Annotated in this window: 19 protein-coding genes; 14 read left to right on the top strand and 5 right to left on the bottom strand. The window is 68.6% G+C overall.

Going from position 1 to position 17,573, the window contains the following annotated elements:
- Positions 1-14 precede the first annotated feature (14 nt).
- The 5 genes from sctS to ASD86_RS07970 all read right to left on the bottom strand — a co-directional run bounded on the left by sctS (position 15) and on the right by ASD86_RS07970 (position 4,508).
- Positions 15-281: a type III secretion system export apparatus subunit SctS gene (gene sctS, locus ASD86_RS07995; protein WP_056109282.1), complete on the bottom strand. Its 267-nt coding sequence runs from the start codon at positions 279-281 to the stop codon at positions 15-17.
- Between the two features lie 122 nt (positions 282-403).
- A complete protein-coding gene (locus ASD86_RS28260; RefSeq protein WP_304438428.1) occupies positions 404-1,336 on the bottom strand; it encodes an EscR/YscR/HrcR family type III secretion system export apparatus protein in 933 nt (310 codons plus the stop codon).
- A gap of 3 nt (positions 1,337-1,339) precedes the next feature.
- Positions 1,340-2,440 carry a type III secretion system cytoplasmic ring protein SctQ gene (gene sctQ / locus ASD86_RS07980; RefSeq protein ID WP_082578170.1) on the bottom strand — a complete coding sequence of 367 codons (1,101 nt, stop codon included), beginning with the start codon at positions 2,438-2,440 and terminating at the stop codon, positions 1,340-1,342.
- A complete protein-coding gene (locus tag ASD86_RS28255; RefSeq protein ID WP_056109278.1) occupies positions 2,433-3,035 on the bottom strand; it encodes a response regulator in 603 nt (200 codons plus the stop codon). The genes sctQ and ASD86_RS28255 overlap by 8 nt, the downstream gene beginning before the upstream one ends.
- A 360-nt stretch (positions 3,036-3,395) precedes the next feature.
- Entirely contained in the window at positions 3,396-4,508 is a 1,113-nt protein-coding gene (locus tag ASD86_RS07970; protein WP_162253628.1) for an ATP-binding protein, read from the bottom strand.
- A 168-nt stretch (positions 4,509-4,676) separates the two neighbouring features.
- Between ASD86_RS07970 and ASD86_RS07965 the strand changes: the two genes are divergently transcribed.
- The 14 genes from ASD86_RS07965 (at position 4,677) to ASD86_RS07900 (ending at position 17,253) form a co-directional block, all read left to right on the top strand.
- On the top strand, positions 4,677-5,153 hold the full coding sequence (locus ASD86_RS07965; protein WP_056109273.1) for a flagellar biosynthetic protein FliO: 477 nt from the start codon (positions 4,677-4,679) through the stop codon (positions 5,151-5,153).
- 429 nt (positions 5,154-5,582) lie between these two features.
- Entirely contained in the window at positions 5,583-7,637 is a 2,055-nt protein-coding gene (locus ASD86_RS07960) for an FHIPEP family type III secretion protein (RefSeq protein WP_200957222.1), read from the top strand.
- Positions 7,638-7,762: 125 nt separating this feature from the next.
- The gene (locus tag ASD86_RS07955; RefSeq protein ID WP_162253627.1) at positions 7,763-9,232 is read left to right on the top strand and encodes an FHA domain-containing protein; all 1,470 of its coding nucleotides are present in this window, start codon (positions 7,763-7,765) and stop codon (positions 9,230-9,232) included.
- Positions 9,233-9,417: 185 nt separating this feature from the next.
- Positions 9,418-9,810 (top strand): hypothetical protein, encoded by a 393-nt coding sequence (locus tag ASD86_RS27395; protein ID WP_194735187.1) that lies wholly within the window; start codon positions 9,418-9,420, stop codon positions 9,808-9,810.
- A gap of 170 nt (positions 9,811-9,980) precedes the next feature.
- On the top strand, positions 9,981-10,394 hold the full coding sequence (locus tag ASD86_RS07945) for a hypothetical protein (RefSeq protein ID WP_056109267.1): 414 nt from the start codon (positions 9,981-9,983) through the stop codon (positions 10,392-10,394).
- 77 nt (positions 10,395-10,471) lie between these two features.
- On the top strand, positions 10,472-11,233 hold the full coding sequence (gene sctJ, locus ASD86_RS07940) for a type III secretion inner membrane ring lipoprotein SctJ (protein ID WP_056109264.1): 762 nt from the start codon (positions 10,472-10,474) through the stop codon (positions 11,231-11,233).
- On the top strand, positions 11,230-11,877 hold the full coding sequence (locus ASD86_RS07935; RefSeq protein ID WP_056109262.1) for a hypothetical protein: 648 nt from the start codon (positions 11,230-11,232) through the stop codon (positions 11,875-11,877). Before sctJ ends, ASD86_RS07935 begins: the two co-directional genes overlap by 4 nt.
- 44 nt (positions 11,878-11,921) lie before the next feature.
- Entirely contained in the window at positions 11,922-12,656 is a 735-nt protein-coding gene (locus ASD86_RS07930; RefSeq protein WP_056109261.1) for a FliH/SctL family protein, read from the top strand.
- A gap of 52 nt (positions 12,657-12,708) precedes the next feature.
- Entirely contained in the window at positions 12,709-14,064 is a 1,356-nt protein-coding gene (locus tag ASD86_RS07925) for a FliI/YscN family ATPase (RefSeq protein ID WP_082578167.1), read from the top strand.
- A complete protein-coding gene (locus tag ASD86_RS07920) occupies positions 14,061-14,552 on the top strand; it encodes a hypothetical protein (protein WP_056109258.1) in 492 nt (163 codons plus the stop codon). Before ASD86_RS07925 ends, ASD86_RS07920 begins: the two co-directional genes overlap by 4 nt.
- A gap of 11 nt (positions 14,553-14,563) precedes the next feature.
- Positions 14,564-15,313, top strand: coding sequence for a hypothetical protein (locus tag ASD86_RS07915; protein WP_056109256.1), 750 nt, complete (start codon positions 14,564-14,566; stop codon positions 15,311-15,313).
- 78 nt (positions 15,314-15,391) lie between these two features.
- Positions 15,392-15,868 carry a hypothetical protein gene (locus tag ASD86_RS07910; RefSeq protein ID WP_056109253.1) on the top strand — a complete coding sequence of 159 codons (477 nt, stop codon included), beginning with the start codon at positions 15,392-15,394 and terminating at the stop codon, positions 15,866-15,868.
- A gap of 153 nt (positions 15,869-16,021) precedes the next feature.
- On the top strand, positions 16,022-16,333 hold the full coding sequence (locus tag ASD86_RS07905; RefSeq protein WP_036113420.1) for an EscF/YscF/HrpA family type III secretion system needle major subunit: 312 nt from the start codon (positions 16,022-16,024) through the stop codon (positions 16,331-16,333).
- Positions 16,333-17,253 carry a DUF6683 family protein gene (locus tag ASD86_RS07900; protein WP_343123601.1) on the top strand — a complete coding sequence of 307 codons (921 nt, stop codon included), beginning with the start codon at positions 16,333-16,335 and terminating at the stop codon, positions 17,251-17,253. The genes ASD86_RS07905 and ASD86_RS07900 overlap by 1 nt, the downstream gene beginning before the upstream one ends.
- The last annotated feature ends 320 nt before the right edge of the window (positions 17,254-17,573 follow it).

Below are 17,573 nucleotides of genomic sequence, written 5' to 3'. Positions count from 1 at the left end.
CGTACCGCCGCGCATCAGTGCCGGACCATGCCCGGGAAATCGAGGAAGATGCGGTCGGCGAAGGTGTACAGGGTGCCGCCGATCATCGACGCGGTCACGAACAGCGTCACCACGATCACGGTGAATTTGATCGCGTAGGCGAAGGTCTGTTCCTGCAGCTGGGTCGCGGCCTGGATGAAGGCCACGACCAGCCCGACCACGGCGGCGGCGAGCACAGGCGGGCCCGACAGCAGCAGCGTCAGCCACAGCGCCTGTTTGGTCATTTCGAGCATGTCGCCCATAAGTGCCGGGATTCGTTATTGGAGATTAGGGATTCGGGAAAAGCGGGTCGGGGGAGGTTGGAATCGGACGGCGGCGGTTGCCGCTTGGTCGAATCTCGAATCTCCAATCCCGAATCCCGGCATTAACCGCCATACGTCAACACCAAGCCATGCACCAGCTTGGCCCAGCCGCCGATCAGCACGAACAGCAGCAGCTTGAACGGCAGCGACACGGTGGTCGGCGACAGCATCATCATGCCCAGCGACAGCAGGATGTTCGACACCACCAGGTCGATGATCAGGAACGGCAGGAAGATCAGGAAGCCGATCTGGAACGCGGCGGTGAGTTCGCTGACGGTGAACGCGGGGATCACCACCAGGAAATCGTTGACGCTGATGTCGGCGCGCGCGTTGGGCGGCAGCAGGCGCTGCGCGCTGCGCAGGAAGAACGCGCGCTCGGCGTCGCTGGAGTGCTTGATCAGGAAGTTGCGCAACGGCTCCTTGCCGGCGTCCATCATCTGCAGCAGGCGGGTGGTGTCCATCTTGCCGGTGCCGCCGAGCAGGGCCGATGGCGCGGCGGGCCGCTTCGCGCCGGCGGCCGGTGCCGCGGTTTGCGCGGTGGCGGTGTTCGTCGTCGTCGTCGCGGGCGCGGCGGCCGGCGCGGCCGGAACCGTCGCGGCCGCGGCCGGCGCGGTGGCTGCAGGCGCGGAGCCGGGAGTCGCGGCGACAGCCGGTGCCGGCGTGGTCGTGGCCGTCGCGGCACTCGGCGTCGTCGCGGCGGCGCCCGGCGGCTGAGCCTGCGTCGCCGCGGCCACGGTCGTGCCGCTCATGCGCGCGTTGATCGCGTCGTGGGTTTCCAGGATCACTGGATACATCACGTAGATCGACAGCACGATCGCCAGACCGTTGATGACCACGTTCGGCGGCACCTGCTGCAGGCCGAGCGCGTTGCGCAGCAGACTGAGCACCACCACGATCTTGGTGAACGAGGTCACCATCACCGCGACGAACGGCGCCAGCGCGAGGCTGACCACCGTGATCAGCACCAGCGCCGGCGAGAACGAACTGAAATCCATGGTTCAGCTCCAGGCGATCAAACGAACACCCAGGGTGTCGCCGACCGCGACGATTTCGCCGCGACCGGCGTCGCGGCCGTTGGCGCGGATCACCACGTTGGCGCCTTCCAGCCGCGAGGGCAGCGCGAACACGTAACCGGGCTGGAAGCCGGCCAGGTCCTCGTAACGGCATTCGAGCCGGCCCAGGTCGAATTCGAGGCGGACCGGAACCTCCGGTGCGTTGGGTTCGGCCGATTCGGGCGCGGCTTCGGTGTCGCTCATCGCGGAAGTCTCCTGATGCGTGGAAAGGGTCAACGGCGGGCCGTCGATGCGCCAGCCGTCGGCGACCGGCAGCAGCGGCCAGGCGTAGCCCGGCACCTGCGCCTGCACCGGCGGCGGACGTTGGTAATTGCCGATCACCAGCACGTCGCCGGGACGCAGCTGGCGCCATTGCGCGCGGCGCAGTTGCGGGCCGAGCCAGCGCAGCGCGATCGGCACCGGCAGATCGGTCCAGTCGCGGTAACCGCCGGAGTCGTCGTCGCGCGCGCGCTCGAACATCTCGGCGCGGAACAGCAGCCGTTCGACCCAGCCCGGCGGAATGCGCAGATGCCCGCGCACGCGCACCTGGCCGCCGCCGTCGGCGATGGTGAAGGCCAGCCACAGGCCGTCGAGGCTGGCGGCGCTGTGCGTTTGCAGGTCGTGCAGCGAGGTGTTGCCGTCGTCGACCACCGGGATCAGGGCGATGTCGAGCGCCTGACTCAGCCGCACCAGTTGCGATTCGTGCGCCAGGCTCCAGGCGAGCACGCGCGAACGGCCCCGGTAGTCGCTCCAGTGCAGGCCGGTGTCGGTATCGATCGCCAGCCCGCTGTCGAGCTGCAGCTTGACCCGCGCGCCGTCGCCTTCGAGCGTCACCACTTCGCCGTCGATCGCGCCGGCCTGGGCGAAGCTCAGCCAGCCGCCATCGCGCACCGGCCAGCGCTGCGCGGCGCCGAACAAGCCGCACAGCGCCTGCGCCTGCCACAGCGGCAGCGACGGCACCCGGCCGCGGATCGAACCGGCCTGCGCCTGCGCCGCGGGTTCGCAATTGTGTTCATGCCCCGTCATCGGGCCGTGCGATTCATCCATGGCCCAATGCCACCTTCATCAGCTCGGGCAGCGAGCGTACTCCGAGTTTGTTCATCATGTTCGATCGATGCAGCTCCACGGTCTTGACGCTGATGCCGAGCACGTCGGCGATGATCTTGTTCGGTTTGCTCGCTACGACCAAGTCCATGACCTGACGTTCGCGCGGGCTGAGCTTGGCCAGGCGATCGTCGCCCGCCTCGCTGCCGGCGTGATTGCGCGCATTGACGATGGCGGCGCGGATCGCGTCGATCACGGCCTCGTCGCTGAACGGTTTTTCGAGAAAATTGGACGCGCCCTTGCGCATCGCCTCGACCGCGAGCGGCACGTCGCCGTGCGCGGTCACGAACACCAGCGGCAGGCCGATCCCGCGCCGGCGCAGCTCTTCCTGCAGTTGCAGCCCGCTCATCAGCGGCATGCGGATGTCGGAGACCAGGCAACACGGCTCGGTGCCGTGGCGCTCGCCGGCATAGGCATCCAGGAACGCCGGCCCGGAGGCATAGGCCTGCACTTCGAAACCGGCCGTTTCCAGCAGCCACGCGGTGGATTCGCGAAAGCCGTCGTTGTCGTCGACCAGGTAGATGCGTGCTTCGGTCATCAGCGATGCTCTCCTTGCCGGCGCCGCCGGGCTCGTCGCGTTCGCGCGCTGTGCACTCTAAACGGCGACGCGCCGCCTGTGTCGCATGCACCTGGCGGCAGTTCGCGCGACGCGCACGACAGTCGGGGAAGCCTGGGCTGGGTCACGGGCGGATCCTTCGCGGCGAATCGGGCGTTGCACGATATGAACAGGTGGCCGACGTCATCGCTTGCGCCCGCGTCGCGCCGAGTTTCAGCGAACGCGACGGTATAACCCGGCGGACGGTGGTCGCGATGCTGACCTTTGTCATCTGTGATCGGCTTGCACCGGGTCGGGCTGGCGGCGCCGCCGTCGGACTACCGCGATGTCCGCGGGCGAGCATCAAGTGCGAGCCTCATAGCGCGGCAAGGTAAACCCGAACACGCTGCCGCCGCCTTCGCGCGGTTCGAAGAACAGCCGGCCCTCGTGGTATTCGATGATCGAGCGGCAGATCGCCAGGCCGATGCCCAGGCCGTCGGTCTTGGTGGTGAAGAACGGCGAGAACAGCTGGTCCTGCTCGGCCGGGCTGAGGCCGGCGCCGCGGTCGGACACGCGCACTTCGATCTGATCGTCGAGGTTCATCCGCGCGTCGATGCGCAATTCGCGCCGCGCCGCCGGGATTTCGCGCATCGCCTCGATCGCGTTCTTGACCAGGTTCAGCAGCACCTGCTCGATCATCACCCGGTCGGCGAACACCGGCGCGAGGTTCGCCGGCAGACCAAGATCGATGCGCAGTTGCAGGCGTTCGGCCTCCAGCCGAAGCAGTTCCAGCACGGTGTCGGCGATCCGGTTCAGCTCGTGCGCGTCGCGTCGCGGTTCGCGCGCGCGCACGAACTCGCGCACCCGCGAAATCACCGCCGCGGCGTGTTCGGCCTGGGTGCGCGCTGCTTGAAGCGCGCGTTCGACCTGGACCGGTCCGCCGGCCTGTTCGACCAGGCGCAGACTTCCGTTCAGATAATTCATGATCGCCGCGAGCGGTTGATTCAACTCGTGCGCGAGCGTCGCGGCCATCTCGCCGACCGACATCAGGCGCGAGGTGAACAGCAGTTTTTCCTGGCGGTTCTTGTGCGAGTCCAGGGTCTCGATGCGTTCGCTGATGTCGACCGCGGTCAGCACCTCGACCGGCGCGGCGGCGTGTTCGGCGCGGCCCCAGTGCAGTGCGTACCAGCGGCCGCTGTGCGGCGCCAGCACTTCGCGCGGACCGTCGTGCGAGTTCTGCGGCGCGCCGTCGCCGCCGTCGCCATGCAGCAGCGCCAGCAGCGCATCGCGCCTGATGTGCTCGGGCAGCGCGCCGAATTCCTCGCGGTAGCGCGCGTTGCCGGCGATCAGGACGCCGTCGGCGTCGAACATCGCGCAGGCGAACGGCACCGCGCCGAGCAAGCCGGCGGATGGGTCGATGGCGGCCGGAGCCTGCGTGGCGCGCTTGCCGGTGCGGGTCGTCTTGACGTTGCCCATGCTCACATCCATGCCATGGCGAGCGGCCCGACGACGTGAAGCCGCGGGCATCGGCGACGGCGCCGCGCCTGTCGGGACGCCGGGCTGTTACGGTATGTCGCCGCGATGGGCCGCGCTGCGCGCGCTCCCGCACCCACGTTCGAACCCTCGGTCCCGCACTGACTCGCCATGCCGATACTGCCCCTGCTGCCGCGTTGCGTAATCCGTTGTCTCGTCGTGCTGACCCGCGCATCGGCGCTGGCCTGCGCGCCGTTACTGGCGTTCGCCGCCAAGCCCGCGGCGCCCGCGGCCGCCGCCGCGCAACCGCCTTCGATGTTCTTCGAATTCATCTCGATCCTGCTGCCGGTCGCGGTGGTCATCGCCGCGCTGCTCGCGGTGCTGCACTACCTGCGCAAGCGCCATGGGTTGAGCGGGCGCGATGCGCCGCTGTCGATCCTGCAGATCCTCCCCGTCGGCCCCCGCGAACGTATCGTCGTGCTGCGCACGCGCAGCGGACGCGCGCTGGCGGTCGGCGTGGCCGGGCAATCGCTGAACCTGATCGCCGAACTCGACCCCGCGGACATCGCGCCGGCGGTCGCCGCGACGGTTTCAACCGCAACTGCTTCTGTGCCGGCCGTCGCAGCTTCGACCGAACACGAATCCTGAGCGTTCCGCGCTTACGTTAGTCGAACGCGATCACGCAATTGCGCACGAGTTCACAAAAACAGCGATGAATGAGCGCGAATGTAAGCCTTGGGGATCAAGGCGACGTGATTGTGCGGATCACGCACAACAACGTTTGCGTTCACACAACAGGTGACACTTAACACTTAGTATCGGCCGTCCGAACCGGCATCGTGTTTGAGGACAGCGCCATGCGTGGGTGCTCAGGGGTACATGGCAAAGCAGTGATTGCTTCCAGCGTTCGATACAGCGCAAACCCGACGACGATCGCAACCCGCGGCTTGACGCCGTGGAGTGGCGCGGTCGCCGCTGCGCGTGTCGGCGAGGTATCCCGGTCGCGCCGCATCGCCCCAGCCCGAACCCCTGCCCGATCACCCAGCGACAGGATGTGGGGCTGACCGAATGCGAGCATTGCTGAATTCCCTGATGGCCGCGCCGCCCGGCACGCTTCCGCGTCGCCGCGCCGGTTACAGCGACGTGGTCCTGGCCATGGGCGCGGTCACCATCATCGCGGTGATGATCCTGCCGCTGCCGCTGGCGATCATCGACACCCTGGTCGCGATCAACATCGCGATCGGCTTCGGCCTGCTGCTGATCGCGCTGTACATCCCCACGCCGGTGGCGTTCTCCAGTTTCCCCAGCGTGCTGCTGCTGACCACGCTGTTCCGGCTGTCGCTGTCGATCGCGATCACCCGCTCGATCCTGCTCGAGGCCAACGGCGGTCACATCGTTGAAACATTCGGCAGCCTGGTCGCCGGCGGCAACCTGGTGGTCGGCTTCGTGGTGTTCCTGATCATCACCGTGGTCCAGTTCATCGTCATCGCCAAGGGCGCCGAGCGCGTGGCCGAAGTCGCCGCGCGCTTCACCCTGGACGCGATGCCGGGCAAGCAGCTGTCGATCGACTCGGACCTGCGCGCGGGCATGCTCGACAAGGACGAGGCCAAGAAGAAGCGCCGCCTGCTGGAAGTCGAAAGCCAGCTGCACGGCAGCCTCGACGGCGCGATGAAGTTCGTGAAGGGCGACGCCATCGCCGGCATCGTCATCATCATCATCAACCTGCTCGGCGGCCTGGCCATCGGCGTGCTGCAGAAGGGCATGCCGCTGGCCGATGCGACCCACACCTACAGCATCCTGACCATCGGCGACGGTCTGGTTTCGCAGATTCCGGCGATCCTGGCGACGATCGCCGCCGGCCTGGTGGTGACCCGTACCGCCGGCGACGAAGACGACCGCCACCTGGGCGAATCGATCACCCGTCAGGTCACCGGCCAGCCGCGCGTGCTGCTGATCACCGGCTGCCTCGCGTTCCTGATGATCTTCGTGCCGGGCTTTCCGAAGCCGGTGTTCCTGATCCTGTCGATGGTGCTGCTGGGCTACGCGGCCTGGCGCTATCGCCACGGCTCGGCGGTGCTGCGGCGCGCGTTCAAGGTCCCCGAGGGCGAGCGCGGCGTCGACGAGAAGGTCATCAACGAAGACGAGATCGCGCCGCCTGCGCCGTTGCAGCTGGAGCTGTCGCCGACCCTGGCGGCCGCGTTCGGCGAACACGTCACCCGCGAGCGCATCGTCGACGTCGCCCGCCGCCTGCGCGACGAATACGGCGTGCCGCTACCGGTGCCGGTGATCAAGATCGCCGCCGATCTGGACAGCGGCGACGGCCTGGGTGGTTATCGATTGACCGCGTTCGGTGCGCGCATCGCGTTCGGGCGGTTGTCGCCGAACGCGCAGTTCCGTCCGGCCCGGCTCGGCGACGCCAACGCGCCCAAGCTGCCGGGTTTCTTCCCGCCGCTGGCGGGCGAGTGGACCGGCCAGGCCGGCGCCGATATCCGCGACGGCCTGACCACGGTGATCGAGCATTCGCGCGCGGCGCTGGAACGGCGCATGGGCAGCTTCATCGGCATTCAGGAAACGTCGAACCTGTTCGGCAAGATGCAGCGCGACTACCCGGACCTGGTCAAGGAAATGCTGCGCGTGGTCGCGCCGCAGCGGGTCGCCGACGTGCTGCGCCGGCTGGTCGAGGAAGGCGTGCCGATCCGCAATCTGCGCGATGCGTTCGAAGCGATCACCGATGTCGGCGGGCGCGAAAAGGACGTGGTGCTGCTGACCGAGTACGTGCGGGTCGCGCTCAAGCGCGAAATCGCCGACCGCTACGCCGACAGCGACCGCACCATGCAGGTGCTGCTGATCCATCCTGAATTGGAGGACCGTCTGCGCCAATCGGTGCGGGTGGCCGGCGGCGCGACCCAGCTGGCGATTTCGCCTGAATTGGCCGGGCGCCTGGGCAGCGAGGTGCGCGCGCACCTGGGCCGCCAAGCTGAAGGCGTTAAGCCAGTGCTGTTGTGTTCACTGGATGTTCGCCGTCATCTACGCAAGCTGCTGGAGATCGATTTCTTCGAACTGCCGGTGCTGTCCTATCAGGAACTCGCACCTGACCTGCGCATCGTGCAGGCAGGCCAGGTCAATGCCTGAGGAGCCCAGACGATGAATCTTCTCCGCCGTCATTCCCCCATTCACCGGTCGTCCGGCCCGCGCGCATCGCGCGTCCCGACCGTATGCGCCGCCCGCCGCGGCGGCGCCTGAGACAGGAGTCCGCCATGTCCATCGACGAACATCCGACTACATCCGACGACGGCGCCGTCGTTCCCGGCGCAGCCGACAAGAGCGCGCACGACGCCAAGCCGCACGACGGCAAGACCGACGTCCGTGGCGAAGCTCCCCGCAGCGAAATCCGCATCACCCCCGCGATCAGCGTGCTGCGCGTGGTCTCCGGCCTGCACACCGGCGCCAGCCGGCCGTTGTCGGCGCAGGAAACCGTGCTGATCGGAAGCAGCGGCGACTGCGACATCGTGCTGTCCGATCCCGGCGTGGCGCCGCGCCACGCGTTCCTGACTCGCATGGGCGGCACGGTCTCGCTGCGCGCGCTCGATGCGCCGCTGACGATCGACGCCCAGACCCTGAATCCGGGCGACCCGGCCGAGTTGAGCGCGATGCAGCGCGTCGACATGGGTGGCGCGTCGATCGCGGTCGGCGCCGCCGAAGACCCGGGCTGGGCGACGATGCTGCCCAACATGGGCGAGCTGGCCAAGCCGGCCAAATCCTCGATGCGCCATCTACCGTTGATCGCCGGCCTGGCCGCGCTGTCGCTGGTATCGGTGGCGATCGCCGCGGCGGTAATGCCGGGCTTCGAGAAAAAGCCCACGCCGAAGGAAGTGGTGCAGCCGCTGATCAAGGAATTCTCGATCGCCGGCGGCCGCCTGATCGAGAACGACGACGGCAGCCTGGTGCTGTCGGGCACGGTCAAGGACGCCACGGTGCGCGAGATGATCCGCAAGCGCCTGGTCACCGATGAAGTCGACGCGCGCCTGGACCTGCGCACCGGCGACGACATCGCCGGCGACGTGCGCGAGGTGCTGCGCAGCCAGGGCCTGACCACGCAGACGCGTTACCTGGGTAACGGCGATGTCGAAGTGATCGGCCGGTTCGAGAACGAGGACGTGTTCAAGCGCGCGGTCGCCTCAAGGGCGATGCAGGACGTCAACGGCGTGCGCCGGGTGATTCCGCGCAATCTCGCCGACGAAGGCCATCCGGCCGGGCCGACCGTGGCCGCGCCCGAGGTCAAGAAAGCCCCGGTCAGCGCCGAACCGACCCGGATCGTGCAGATTGTCCGCGGCGGCGCCAACCCGCACGTGATCGATGTCGACGGCCACGAGTACGCGGTCGGCGACGTGATGCCCGACGGCCGCAGCCTGATCGCGATCGGCGAAAAGGCCTGGGCGCTGAACAAGCTGACCGGCATGACCGACCAGCTCAAGGCGCAGCCACTGACCGCCGAGGAGCAGGCCGCCGCGGCTGCCGCCGCCAGCGGCGCCCCGGCGAGCCCGCCGAGTGCGACTGCGGCCCCGACCGCGACCGCGGCCAATGCCACCCCGGCCGCGCCCACCGCGCCGGTCAGCCCGGCCGCCACGCCCGCCGCGCGCCCACCCGCCACGCCGGCGGACAAGCGCAGCGACAATCCTTTCAGTGTCTCCGAGGCGCCCGCGAAACCGGCCGGGAGGCGGGAATGACCCCGACCACCCCCGGGTCAGCACTAGCTGGTTTCACGTGTGTATCACCGATTAAATCCATGATCGGCACCATGCATCCGCTTTAGGTCCGTACTGGGCCGTATGCAGTGCCGCATTCAGAGTTCCGCTTCATCCGTTGTTCCACGCCATTCAGCGGCCACGCCGCAACGAGCAGGAGAGACGTCATGAGCAATACGGTAAATCCGAACGCCGGCGGCACCGCCGGTCTGGTCACCAGCTTCATCGCCGATGTCAACAAGAGCAACACCGTCGGCAACGGCAAGAACGCCAGCGCTTCGTCCAACGGCGGCGGCGGCGGTGTCTCCGCCGGCGGCGGCGCGGGCGGCGGCAGCGGCAGCTGGTTCGAAGCGATGGCCAAGGCGTGGGGCTCGACCCTGGACAGCCAGGCCGGCCGCATCACCGAGCTGTCGGGCTCGATCGGCGGCGGCAACGACCAGCCGTCGGCGATGATCGCGTTGACCTCCGAGAGCCTGCGCATGCAGTTCATCTCCAACAACGCCTCGACCTCGATCAACAGCATCGGCGACGCGTTCAAGACCCTGGCGTCGAAGAACTGACGGCCGGGCGCGGCCCGACGTCGCCGCTTCCTGCCGCGGCGCCCGGATCTCGGTCCGGGCGCCGGCTGCGTCGAAGCGCCGCCATCGCACCGCGCACCGCACCGTCTGCTTTTTGATCGCCAGCCGTAATTTGTTGTTCGTTCGGACCCAACGCTCCAGGAGAAAGGGCCATGATCGAAGCCATTCAAGTCGCAGCCGAAGCCGCGCAGCCGGCCGCCGCATCGCCGGCGCAGTCGCCGCAGGCATCGGCGTACGACATCCGCGAGTTCGCCGCTGCATTCGACCGCGGCGCCTCGCCGACCTCGGGCGGTGCTCAGGCCGGCGCGCCCGCGCAAGCCGCGCCGACCGAAATGTCGCAGGGCACCCGCGCGGTGCTGGCCGCGCTCGACAATCTCAACGGCGGCGCCGACAAGATCGACGCGGCGACCAAGACCATGTCGGCCAACAGCGCCGATCTGACCTCTGGCGAGATGATCCAGATGACCATGCGCTGCCACCAGTTCATGTTCACCTCGCAGCTCACCTCGAACGTCGCCAACCGCACCTCGGACGGCATCCAGCAATTGTTCCGTCAGCAGTCCTGAGCAGTCGCTCGCAATCGGTACGCAATCACCACGGGGGATGCATGGGTAGGGCGTCAGGCTTCAATGCGTTACGAGTCATGGCGGCCCTGCTGGCCTGCCTGCTGATCGTCGGCTGTACGCGCACGCCGCTGTACAGCCAGCTCGACGAGCAACAGGCCAATGAACTGATGGCGGCCCTGCTCGATGCGGGGATTCCGGCCGAAAAGGACCCCTCGCCGAGCAAGACCGGCTGGGAGGTCATGGTCAATCGCGGCGACATCCCCTACGCGATGCAGGTGCTGACCTCGCGCGGTTTACCGCGGTCGAAGTACAGCTCGCTCGGCGACGTGTTCAAGAAGGAAGGCTTCGCCTCCTCCGCGCTGGAGGAAAAGGCGCGCTATCTGTACGGCCTGTCGCAGGAACTGCAGCGCACCCTGACCCGCATCGACGGCGTGGTCGAGGCGCGCGTGCATATCGCGTTGCCCGACCGCGATCCGCTCGGCGGCAACGTGCAGGACTCCTCGGCCTCGGTGCTGATCTTCGAACGCCCCGGCCAGAGCCTGCGCGATCGCGAGACCGACATCAAAGTGTTCGTCAAGGACAGCGTCGAGGGCCTCGACGACGTCAACAAGGTCACGGTCAAGTTCTTCACCGTGACCGCGCCGCCGAAGGCGCATCAAGGCGGCGGCCCGCTCAATGCGGTGATCGGCTCGATCGACCTGAGCGCGGTGATCATCGGCGCCGGCGTGCTGGTGGTGCTGGCGATCGTCGCATTCTTCTTCGGCCGCCTGCGTTCGCGCTTTGCTCCGGCCGCCGCGGCCGCGCCGACCAACGCACGCAGCGGGGTCTGGAACGGATGAGCGGCACGGCGGCGCTGCGGACGATCCTCTCCGAGGTCGATCCGAGCTGGCACGGCGACGGTCCGGACCGGATCGAACCCGAACTGCTCGCCGCCGCCCGCAACAGCGCGCTCGGCCGTCGCCTGCTCGGCCGCTGGCTCGCCGCCGGCGACGCGCCGGCCCTGCTCGCGCCGCAACCCGGCGAAGGCTTCGGCGCCGCCGCGCTGCGCTGGCCGCGCGCGCGGGTCGAGCGCCTGGTGCGCGATCTCGGCGCGCTGGCCTACGCGCCGGCGATCCGCGCCGAAGTACGGCGCGATCCGGTGCGCCGGCTCAAGCAGGCGCTCGACAACGCCTATCTGCTCGCGCTCGACAGCCTGGTCTGGGACGGCAAGGTCCAGGCGCAACTGGGCGCGCAGCTCAACGCCGAACTCGATGCGGCGCTGCGCGATCCCGACGATCGGTCGATGCTGGACCTGCTCGACCGCCGCGGCCGCGCCGAACTGCGGTTGTGGGCCGAGCGCCGCGACCCCGGTCTGGCCGACTGGTCGCGCCTGCTGCTGCCACGCGGGCTGCATGATCCGAGCGCGTCGCTGGTCGCGCATCTGCCGCCGGAAACGGTCGAACGCCTGCATGCCCATCACGGCGCCAGGCCGCTGGCGGCCTGAGCCGCCGCGTCGCCGCCGCTCATCGCACTCACCCAAGGACATTCATGCACGCCGATCCGCTCTCCGCCGACCTGTCGTCTTCCGCGTCCGCCTCGGCGGGCACGGGCCTGAGCGACGGTCCGCGCCGGATCGAACCGCAGCGCGCCACCGGCACGGTGGTGGTGTTCGAGCGCAAGCAATTCGAACGCGCGGTCGCCGGCACCATCGTGCCGGCCAAGCAGTGGAACGCGATCGGCGAACTCGATCAGACCCTGGCCCGGGTCAATGCGCTGTACGCCGAGGCCGGCGACGAGATCAAGCAGGCGCGCGAGGCCGGTTACGCGGCCGGGTTCGCCGAAGGGCTGGCGCGCGCGCAGCAACAGATGGCGCAGCAGCTGGCCGACCTCAACGAACGCCGCGCGCGCGTGCTCGCCGACGCCGGCAGCCGCGTCACCGAACTGGCCTGCGCGATCGTCGCGCGGATTTCCCCCGAATTCGACGCGCGCAGCGTGGTGCCGCCGCTGGTCATGCACGCGGTCGAAGCCGCGCAGGCCGAACAGTTCCTGCTGATCCGGGTGCACCCCAGCGTGCGCGAGGACGTCGCCAAGGGTTTGGGCCTGGTGCGCCAGGCGCATCCGGTGGTCGGGGTGATCGAACTGGTCGACGACGAAAGCCTGGACAAGCTCAGCTGCGTGGTGGTGTCGGAAGTCGGCGAAGTGCGCGCCGGCGTGGCCCAGCAGATCGAAGCGATCCGGGTCGCGCTGTCGGGCGCCGAATACGGCGCGGAGCACAGCGAATGAACCGCCGTGCGCTCGCCGCCGGGTTCGCCTGCCGTGTACGCGGAGGCGCGCGATGAGCAGCCTGCAGCGCACCATCCTGCAACCGGTCGCGGTGCCGGTGCCGCAACAGGACCCGCTGATCGCGGCGCTCGCGCGGGTGCCCAACGTGGTGCGCATCGGCAAGGTCGCCGAGGCCTACGGCACCATGATCCGCGCCACCGGCCTGAAGGCGATGATCGGCGAGCTGTGCGAACTGCGCAGCCCGCGCGACAGCAATTTCCGCCTGGCCGCCGAGGTGGTCGGTGTGTCGCGTCAATACACCTTGCTGACGCCGTTGGGCGCGCTCGACGGCGTCGCCCACGACACCGAAGTGATCGCCACCGGCCGTCAGGCCTCGGTGCGCGCCGGCGACGGTCTGCTCGGCCGCATTCTCGACGCCAACGGCGATCCCATCGACGGTCGCGGCGGGTTCGGCCCGACTGTGCAGATTCCGATCTATGCCGCTTCGCCCAATCCGCTCGCGCGCACCTTGATCGATCGCCCGTTCGCCACCGGCGTGCGCGCGATCGACACGGTGATGACCGCCGGCGTCGGCCAGCGCCTGGGCATTTTCGCGGTCGCCGGCGGCGGCAAGAGCACTTTGCTCGGCATGCTCGCGCGCGGCGGCGACGCCGACGTCAACGTGATCGCGCTGGTCGGCGAACGTGGCCGCGAGGTCAACGAATTCATCCAGGACAACCTCGGCGAAGCCGGCCTGAAGAAATCCATCATCGTCGTCGCCACCTCCGACCGGCCCGCGCTCGAGCGCAGCCGCGCGGCCTGGGTCGCGACCGCGATCGCCGAGTATTTCCGCGACCGCGGCCAGCGGGTGATGCTGCTGGTCGACTCGGTCACGCGCTTCGCCCGCGCCTTGCGCGACGTCGGCCTGGCGATCGGCGAACCGCCGGCGCGGCGCGGCTTCCCGCCGTCGGTGTTCAGCGCCATGCCGCGCTTGTTCGAACGCGCCGGCAACAACGACAAGGGCAGCATCACCGCGTTCTACACCGTGCTGATGGAAGGCGAGGACGGCGACGATCCGGTCGCCGAGGAAGTGCGCTCGATCCTCGACGGCCACATCGTGCTGTCGCGAAAACTCGCCGCGGCCTATCACTACCCGGCGATCGACGTGCTGACCAGCCTGAGCCGCACCATGCCGCGAGTCGCCGACGACGGCCACCAGCGCGCCGCCGGGCAACTGCGCAAGTACCTGGCCAAGCACCAGGACATCGAACTGCTGCTGCAGCTGGGCGAGTACAAGCGCGGCAGCGACGCCGAGGCCGACATCGCGATCGAGAAGATCGAACCGATCCGCAAGTTGCTCAAGCAGTCGGCCGGCGATCTGGCCGACTACAAACAATCCGTCGACGCGCTGCGCAGGTTGTTCGGATGAGCCGTTATCCGCTGCATACGCTGCTGCAACTGCGCTCGCACCGGGTCGAGACCGCGCGCGGCGTGGTGATGGAACGCCAGCGCCAGGTGCAGGCGCGGCGCGACGCGTGCACCACGATCGAGGGCGAGATCGCCGACCTCAATCGCGAACGCGCCGGGCAGCGGCTGCGCCTGCTCGATCCGCCGCCGCCGGGCGTGCCCTGGCCGATGGCGATGTCGCAGCGCGAATCGCATATCGATCATCTCGGCGAACTCGCGATCGCCGCGCATCAGCGCCTGCTCGACGCGCAAGGCAAGCTGCGCGAAGCCGAAACCGCGCTGGACGAAGCGCGCAAGGCCTTCTTCCGCGCCCAGGCGCGGCTGGACGCGCTGGAAAAGCGCAAGGACGTCTGGCGCAAGGAACAACAGGCGGCGAGCCAGCGCCGCGAGGAAGCCCATTCCGCCGACCTGCTGATGGCCTCGCGCCAACAGTCGCAAGGCCCCTTCTGATCGAGGTCGCCATGAGCACGATCCGCAACAGCTCGCCTTCCGCCGATGCCGATGCCAAGCGCGCCGAAGCGGCCAAGCAGGCCGAACAGGCGCAGCCCACGCGCGCGCCGACGCGTCAGCCGGCCGCGCCCGAATCGGTCGATCAGTTCCGCAGTCTGCTGCAGCAGCGCCAGGGCGGCTTCGCCCAGGCCGGCACCGCCGGCAAGGACGAAGGCCTCGCGCGTCTGCTCGGCCAGAGCGAAAGCGCCGCCGACGGGGGCAAGATGACCGCCGAACAGGTGCGCGCCGAAGCCGGCAACGCGGTCGCGCGCAAGCAGGCGGCCGGCGAGCGCGCGCACGAACACCAGCGCCAGTCGGTCGGCTTCGAGCGGGTCGACAGCGCGCCGCCGCCGGCCGAAAGTTCGGCGATGCTGCAGGCGCAGTTGGCGATGCGCGACACCGCGATGCAACCGCCGGCCGCGCAGCCGACCTCCAACGCCAGCGCGTTCGCCGACCTGATCGAGCGCCACGTGCGCCAGCTCGCGGTCAGCAACGGCGGCGCCAGCGGCGAACAAGGCCAGGTGTTGCTGCGCCTGTCCGATCAGACCCTGCCCGGCACCGACCTGCTGCTGACCAAGACCGCCGAGGGCTGGCAGCTGCGTGCCGACTCGCGTTCGCGTTCGAGCTACGACGCGATCCGCGAAGCCGGCCCGGAGCTCGCGCGCCGTTTCGCCGAACGCAACCTCGGCGAGCTCAGCATCGATCCGCATTTCCACGACTGACCTCGCCGCGCGAGGCTCGTGTCCGCGCCGTGAGCGCGCGGATGTTTCCTTCACCCAACCCGATGGACCGCCAACGCCATGACTCAAGCGACCGCCGACGACCAACGCCGCCAGCTGAGGGCTTCGTTCGAAGACCTGTTGCAGCAGCAGCCCGACCTGAGTTCGCAGGACCGCGCCTTCCTGCTGAGCAAGCTCAACGAGGCCCTGGACAAGCAGGACCTGGATGCGCCGATCCAGATCGATCCCGAAGGCATGCGCCGCGACTGGGCCGCCGCGGTCGACGCGCTGATGCCCGACGCCGACGCCAGCGAACGCGAGTTCCAGATCCGCCGTTTCAACGACACCCTGGAGCCGCTGCGGCGCGACGCGGTGCAGGACGCGCTGGAATACGGCCGTCGCCTGCGCGAGGACGGCGAGATCGCCGCGGCCGAATGGCTCAACGAGCGCAACGCGCAGCGCAAGAAGCGCAATACCGCGGCCGCGGTCACGAATTCCGCGGCCGGCGGCGGCAACAAGAAGCCGGCGCCGCGTAATCCCTGGGGAAATGGCGGCTAAGCGCACGTATTGCACCCGCCGGCACCTAGGGTACGCCATAGCTTGTAGGCCCCCGGGCCCGGCGGGAAGATGGAATCCAGAAACAGGGGCGGTTCGCGGCGAGATGGCAGAACGGCTCTATCTCTCACACCGAAATGAATTTTGGAGAACGACATGAGCAACGACGTCAACGCCCTCTTCGTCAACTCGTTGGCCACCCAGGAAGTCCGCGGCAAGACCGAGGAAGCCAAGGCCAGCGGCGGCAAGGGTTGGCTGTATGCGATCGCCGAGCTGACCGGCAAGCTGGCCGACAAGAAGGCCGATCAGATGACCAAGGCGATCGAAGGTCTGCCGGCCGACGCGAAGCCGAGCGACATGCTGAAGACGCAGGCTGAAGTGTCCGAGTTCCAGCTGATGATGAACACCTTCACCAACGTGGTGAAGACCCTCGGCGACAGCCTGGGTCAGGCCTCGCGCAAGGGCTGATGCCGCGTTCGCAAGCCGTCGCGAAAGGAGCGAAGCTTGGCTTCGCTCCTTTTGCGTTTCTGCGCTATGGGTTTGCGGCTGTCGCCTCGTTCGCCCGCGCTCGTGTCGACGCCCGCGATGCCACTCACGACCGAGGCTGTGGCGTTCGTTTCGCGCTTGGCTCGATCGCGCTGGTGCTCAGCGGCGCGGTCGCGGCGCAGGACTATCAGCCGCAGATGGACGGGTTCAACTCGACCATGGACTCGATGCAGAGCGTGGCCGGCACCGCCGCGGTCAATGCCGCGATCAAGCGTTCGTTGAGTCAGCGCTCCGGCGCGGCGGCGCCGGCACCGCGTCCGCAGGTCCAGCGCGGCGTGGGCGCTTCGAAGTCGCCTGCAGCCGCCGCTGGTGCCAGCACCGCCGACCTATCCTTCCGGCGCGATCCGACTACCACCGAACGCGTGCGCGCGGCCTTGATCGCCGCGATGGCCAAGCAAAGCCGCGGCGTCGCCGACGACTTCGCGCGCCGTTCGGCCAGCGCCGAATACCGCCAGCGTTTCGCCCGGGTCCTGCCGGCGCAGGGACTGGCCAACGACAACCTCGCCGATGTCGCCGCCTATCATGTCGCGGTCAACTGGGCCTTGGCCCATCAGGCACCGTTGCCGAGCGGCGCGCGCCTGGTCGCCTTGCGCAATCAATTGCGCGGTTCGCTGGCGCAGGGCAGCACCTTGCCGGAACTCGCGCCGCAACGCCGGCAATGGGTCGCCGACGATTTCCTGTTCCGGGCCTTGAATCTGTCCGAACGCATCGACGCCTTCGCCCGCCGTCCCGAGCCGGACACCCAGGCGCAATTCGCGCGCGCGGCGCGCGAGGATATTCGCCGGACGCTGGGTATCGATCTGCAGAATTATCGTTTTACCGCTCAGGGGTTGGTGCAGTAGCGTCGATTGGTGGCGTACCGGATCTCGCGCCTGCGAGGCCTTGCGGAGCGCTTTTCTTAGTAGGGTTTCAGCCCGGACGCCTTCCGCTCCGATCGCGATGATCTTCATGGCCCGATCGAACGATCGCGCCATTCGTTCGATGGCCCTGTAGGAGCGGCGCAAGCCGCGACCGCGCCATGACGACCACCTCGCAACCTGCGCCGTAGCCGAATTCTCGCGGTCGCGGCTCGCGCCGCTCCTACAGGCAGGCCATGTCGCTTTTGCTTGGGCTTGAAGCCGCGCAGTTCATCCAGCGCTGCGAAGCCACTACTTCGCGAGAA

The organism is Lysobacter sp. Root690 (genome assembly GCF_001427785.1).
GTDB lineage: Bacteria > Pseudomonadota > Gammaproteobacteria > Xanthomonadales > Xanthomonadaceae > Lysobacter.
This window is presented reverse-complemented; position numbering and strand designations above follow the sequence as displayed.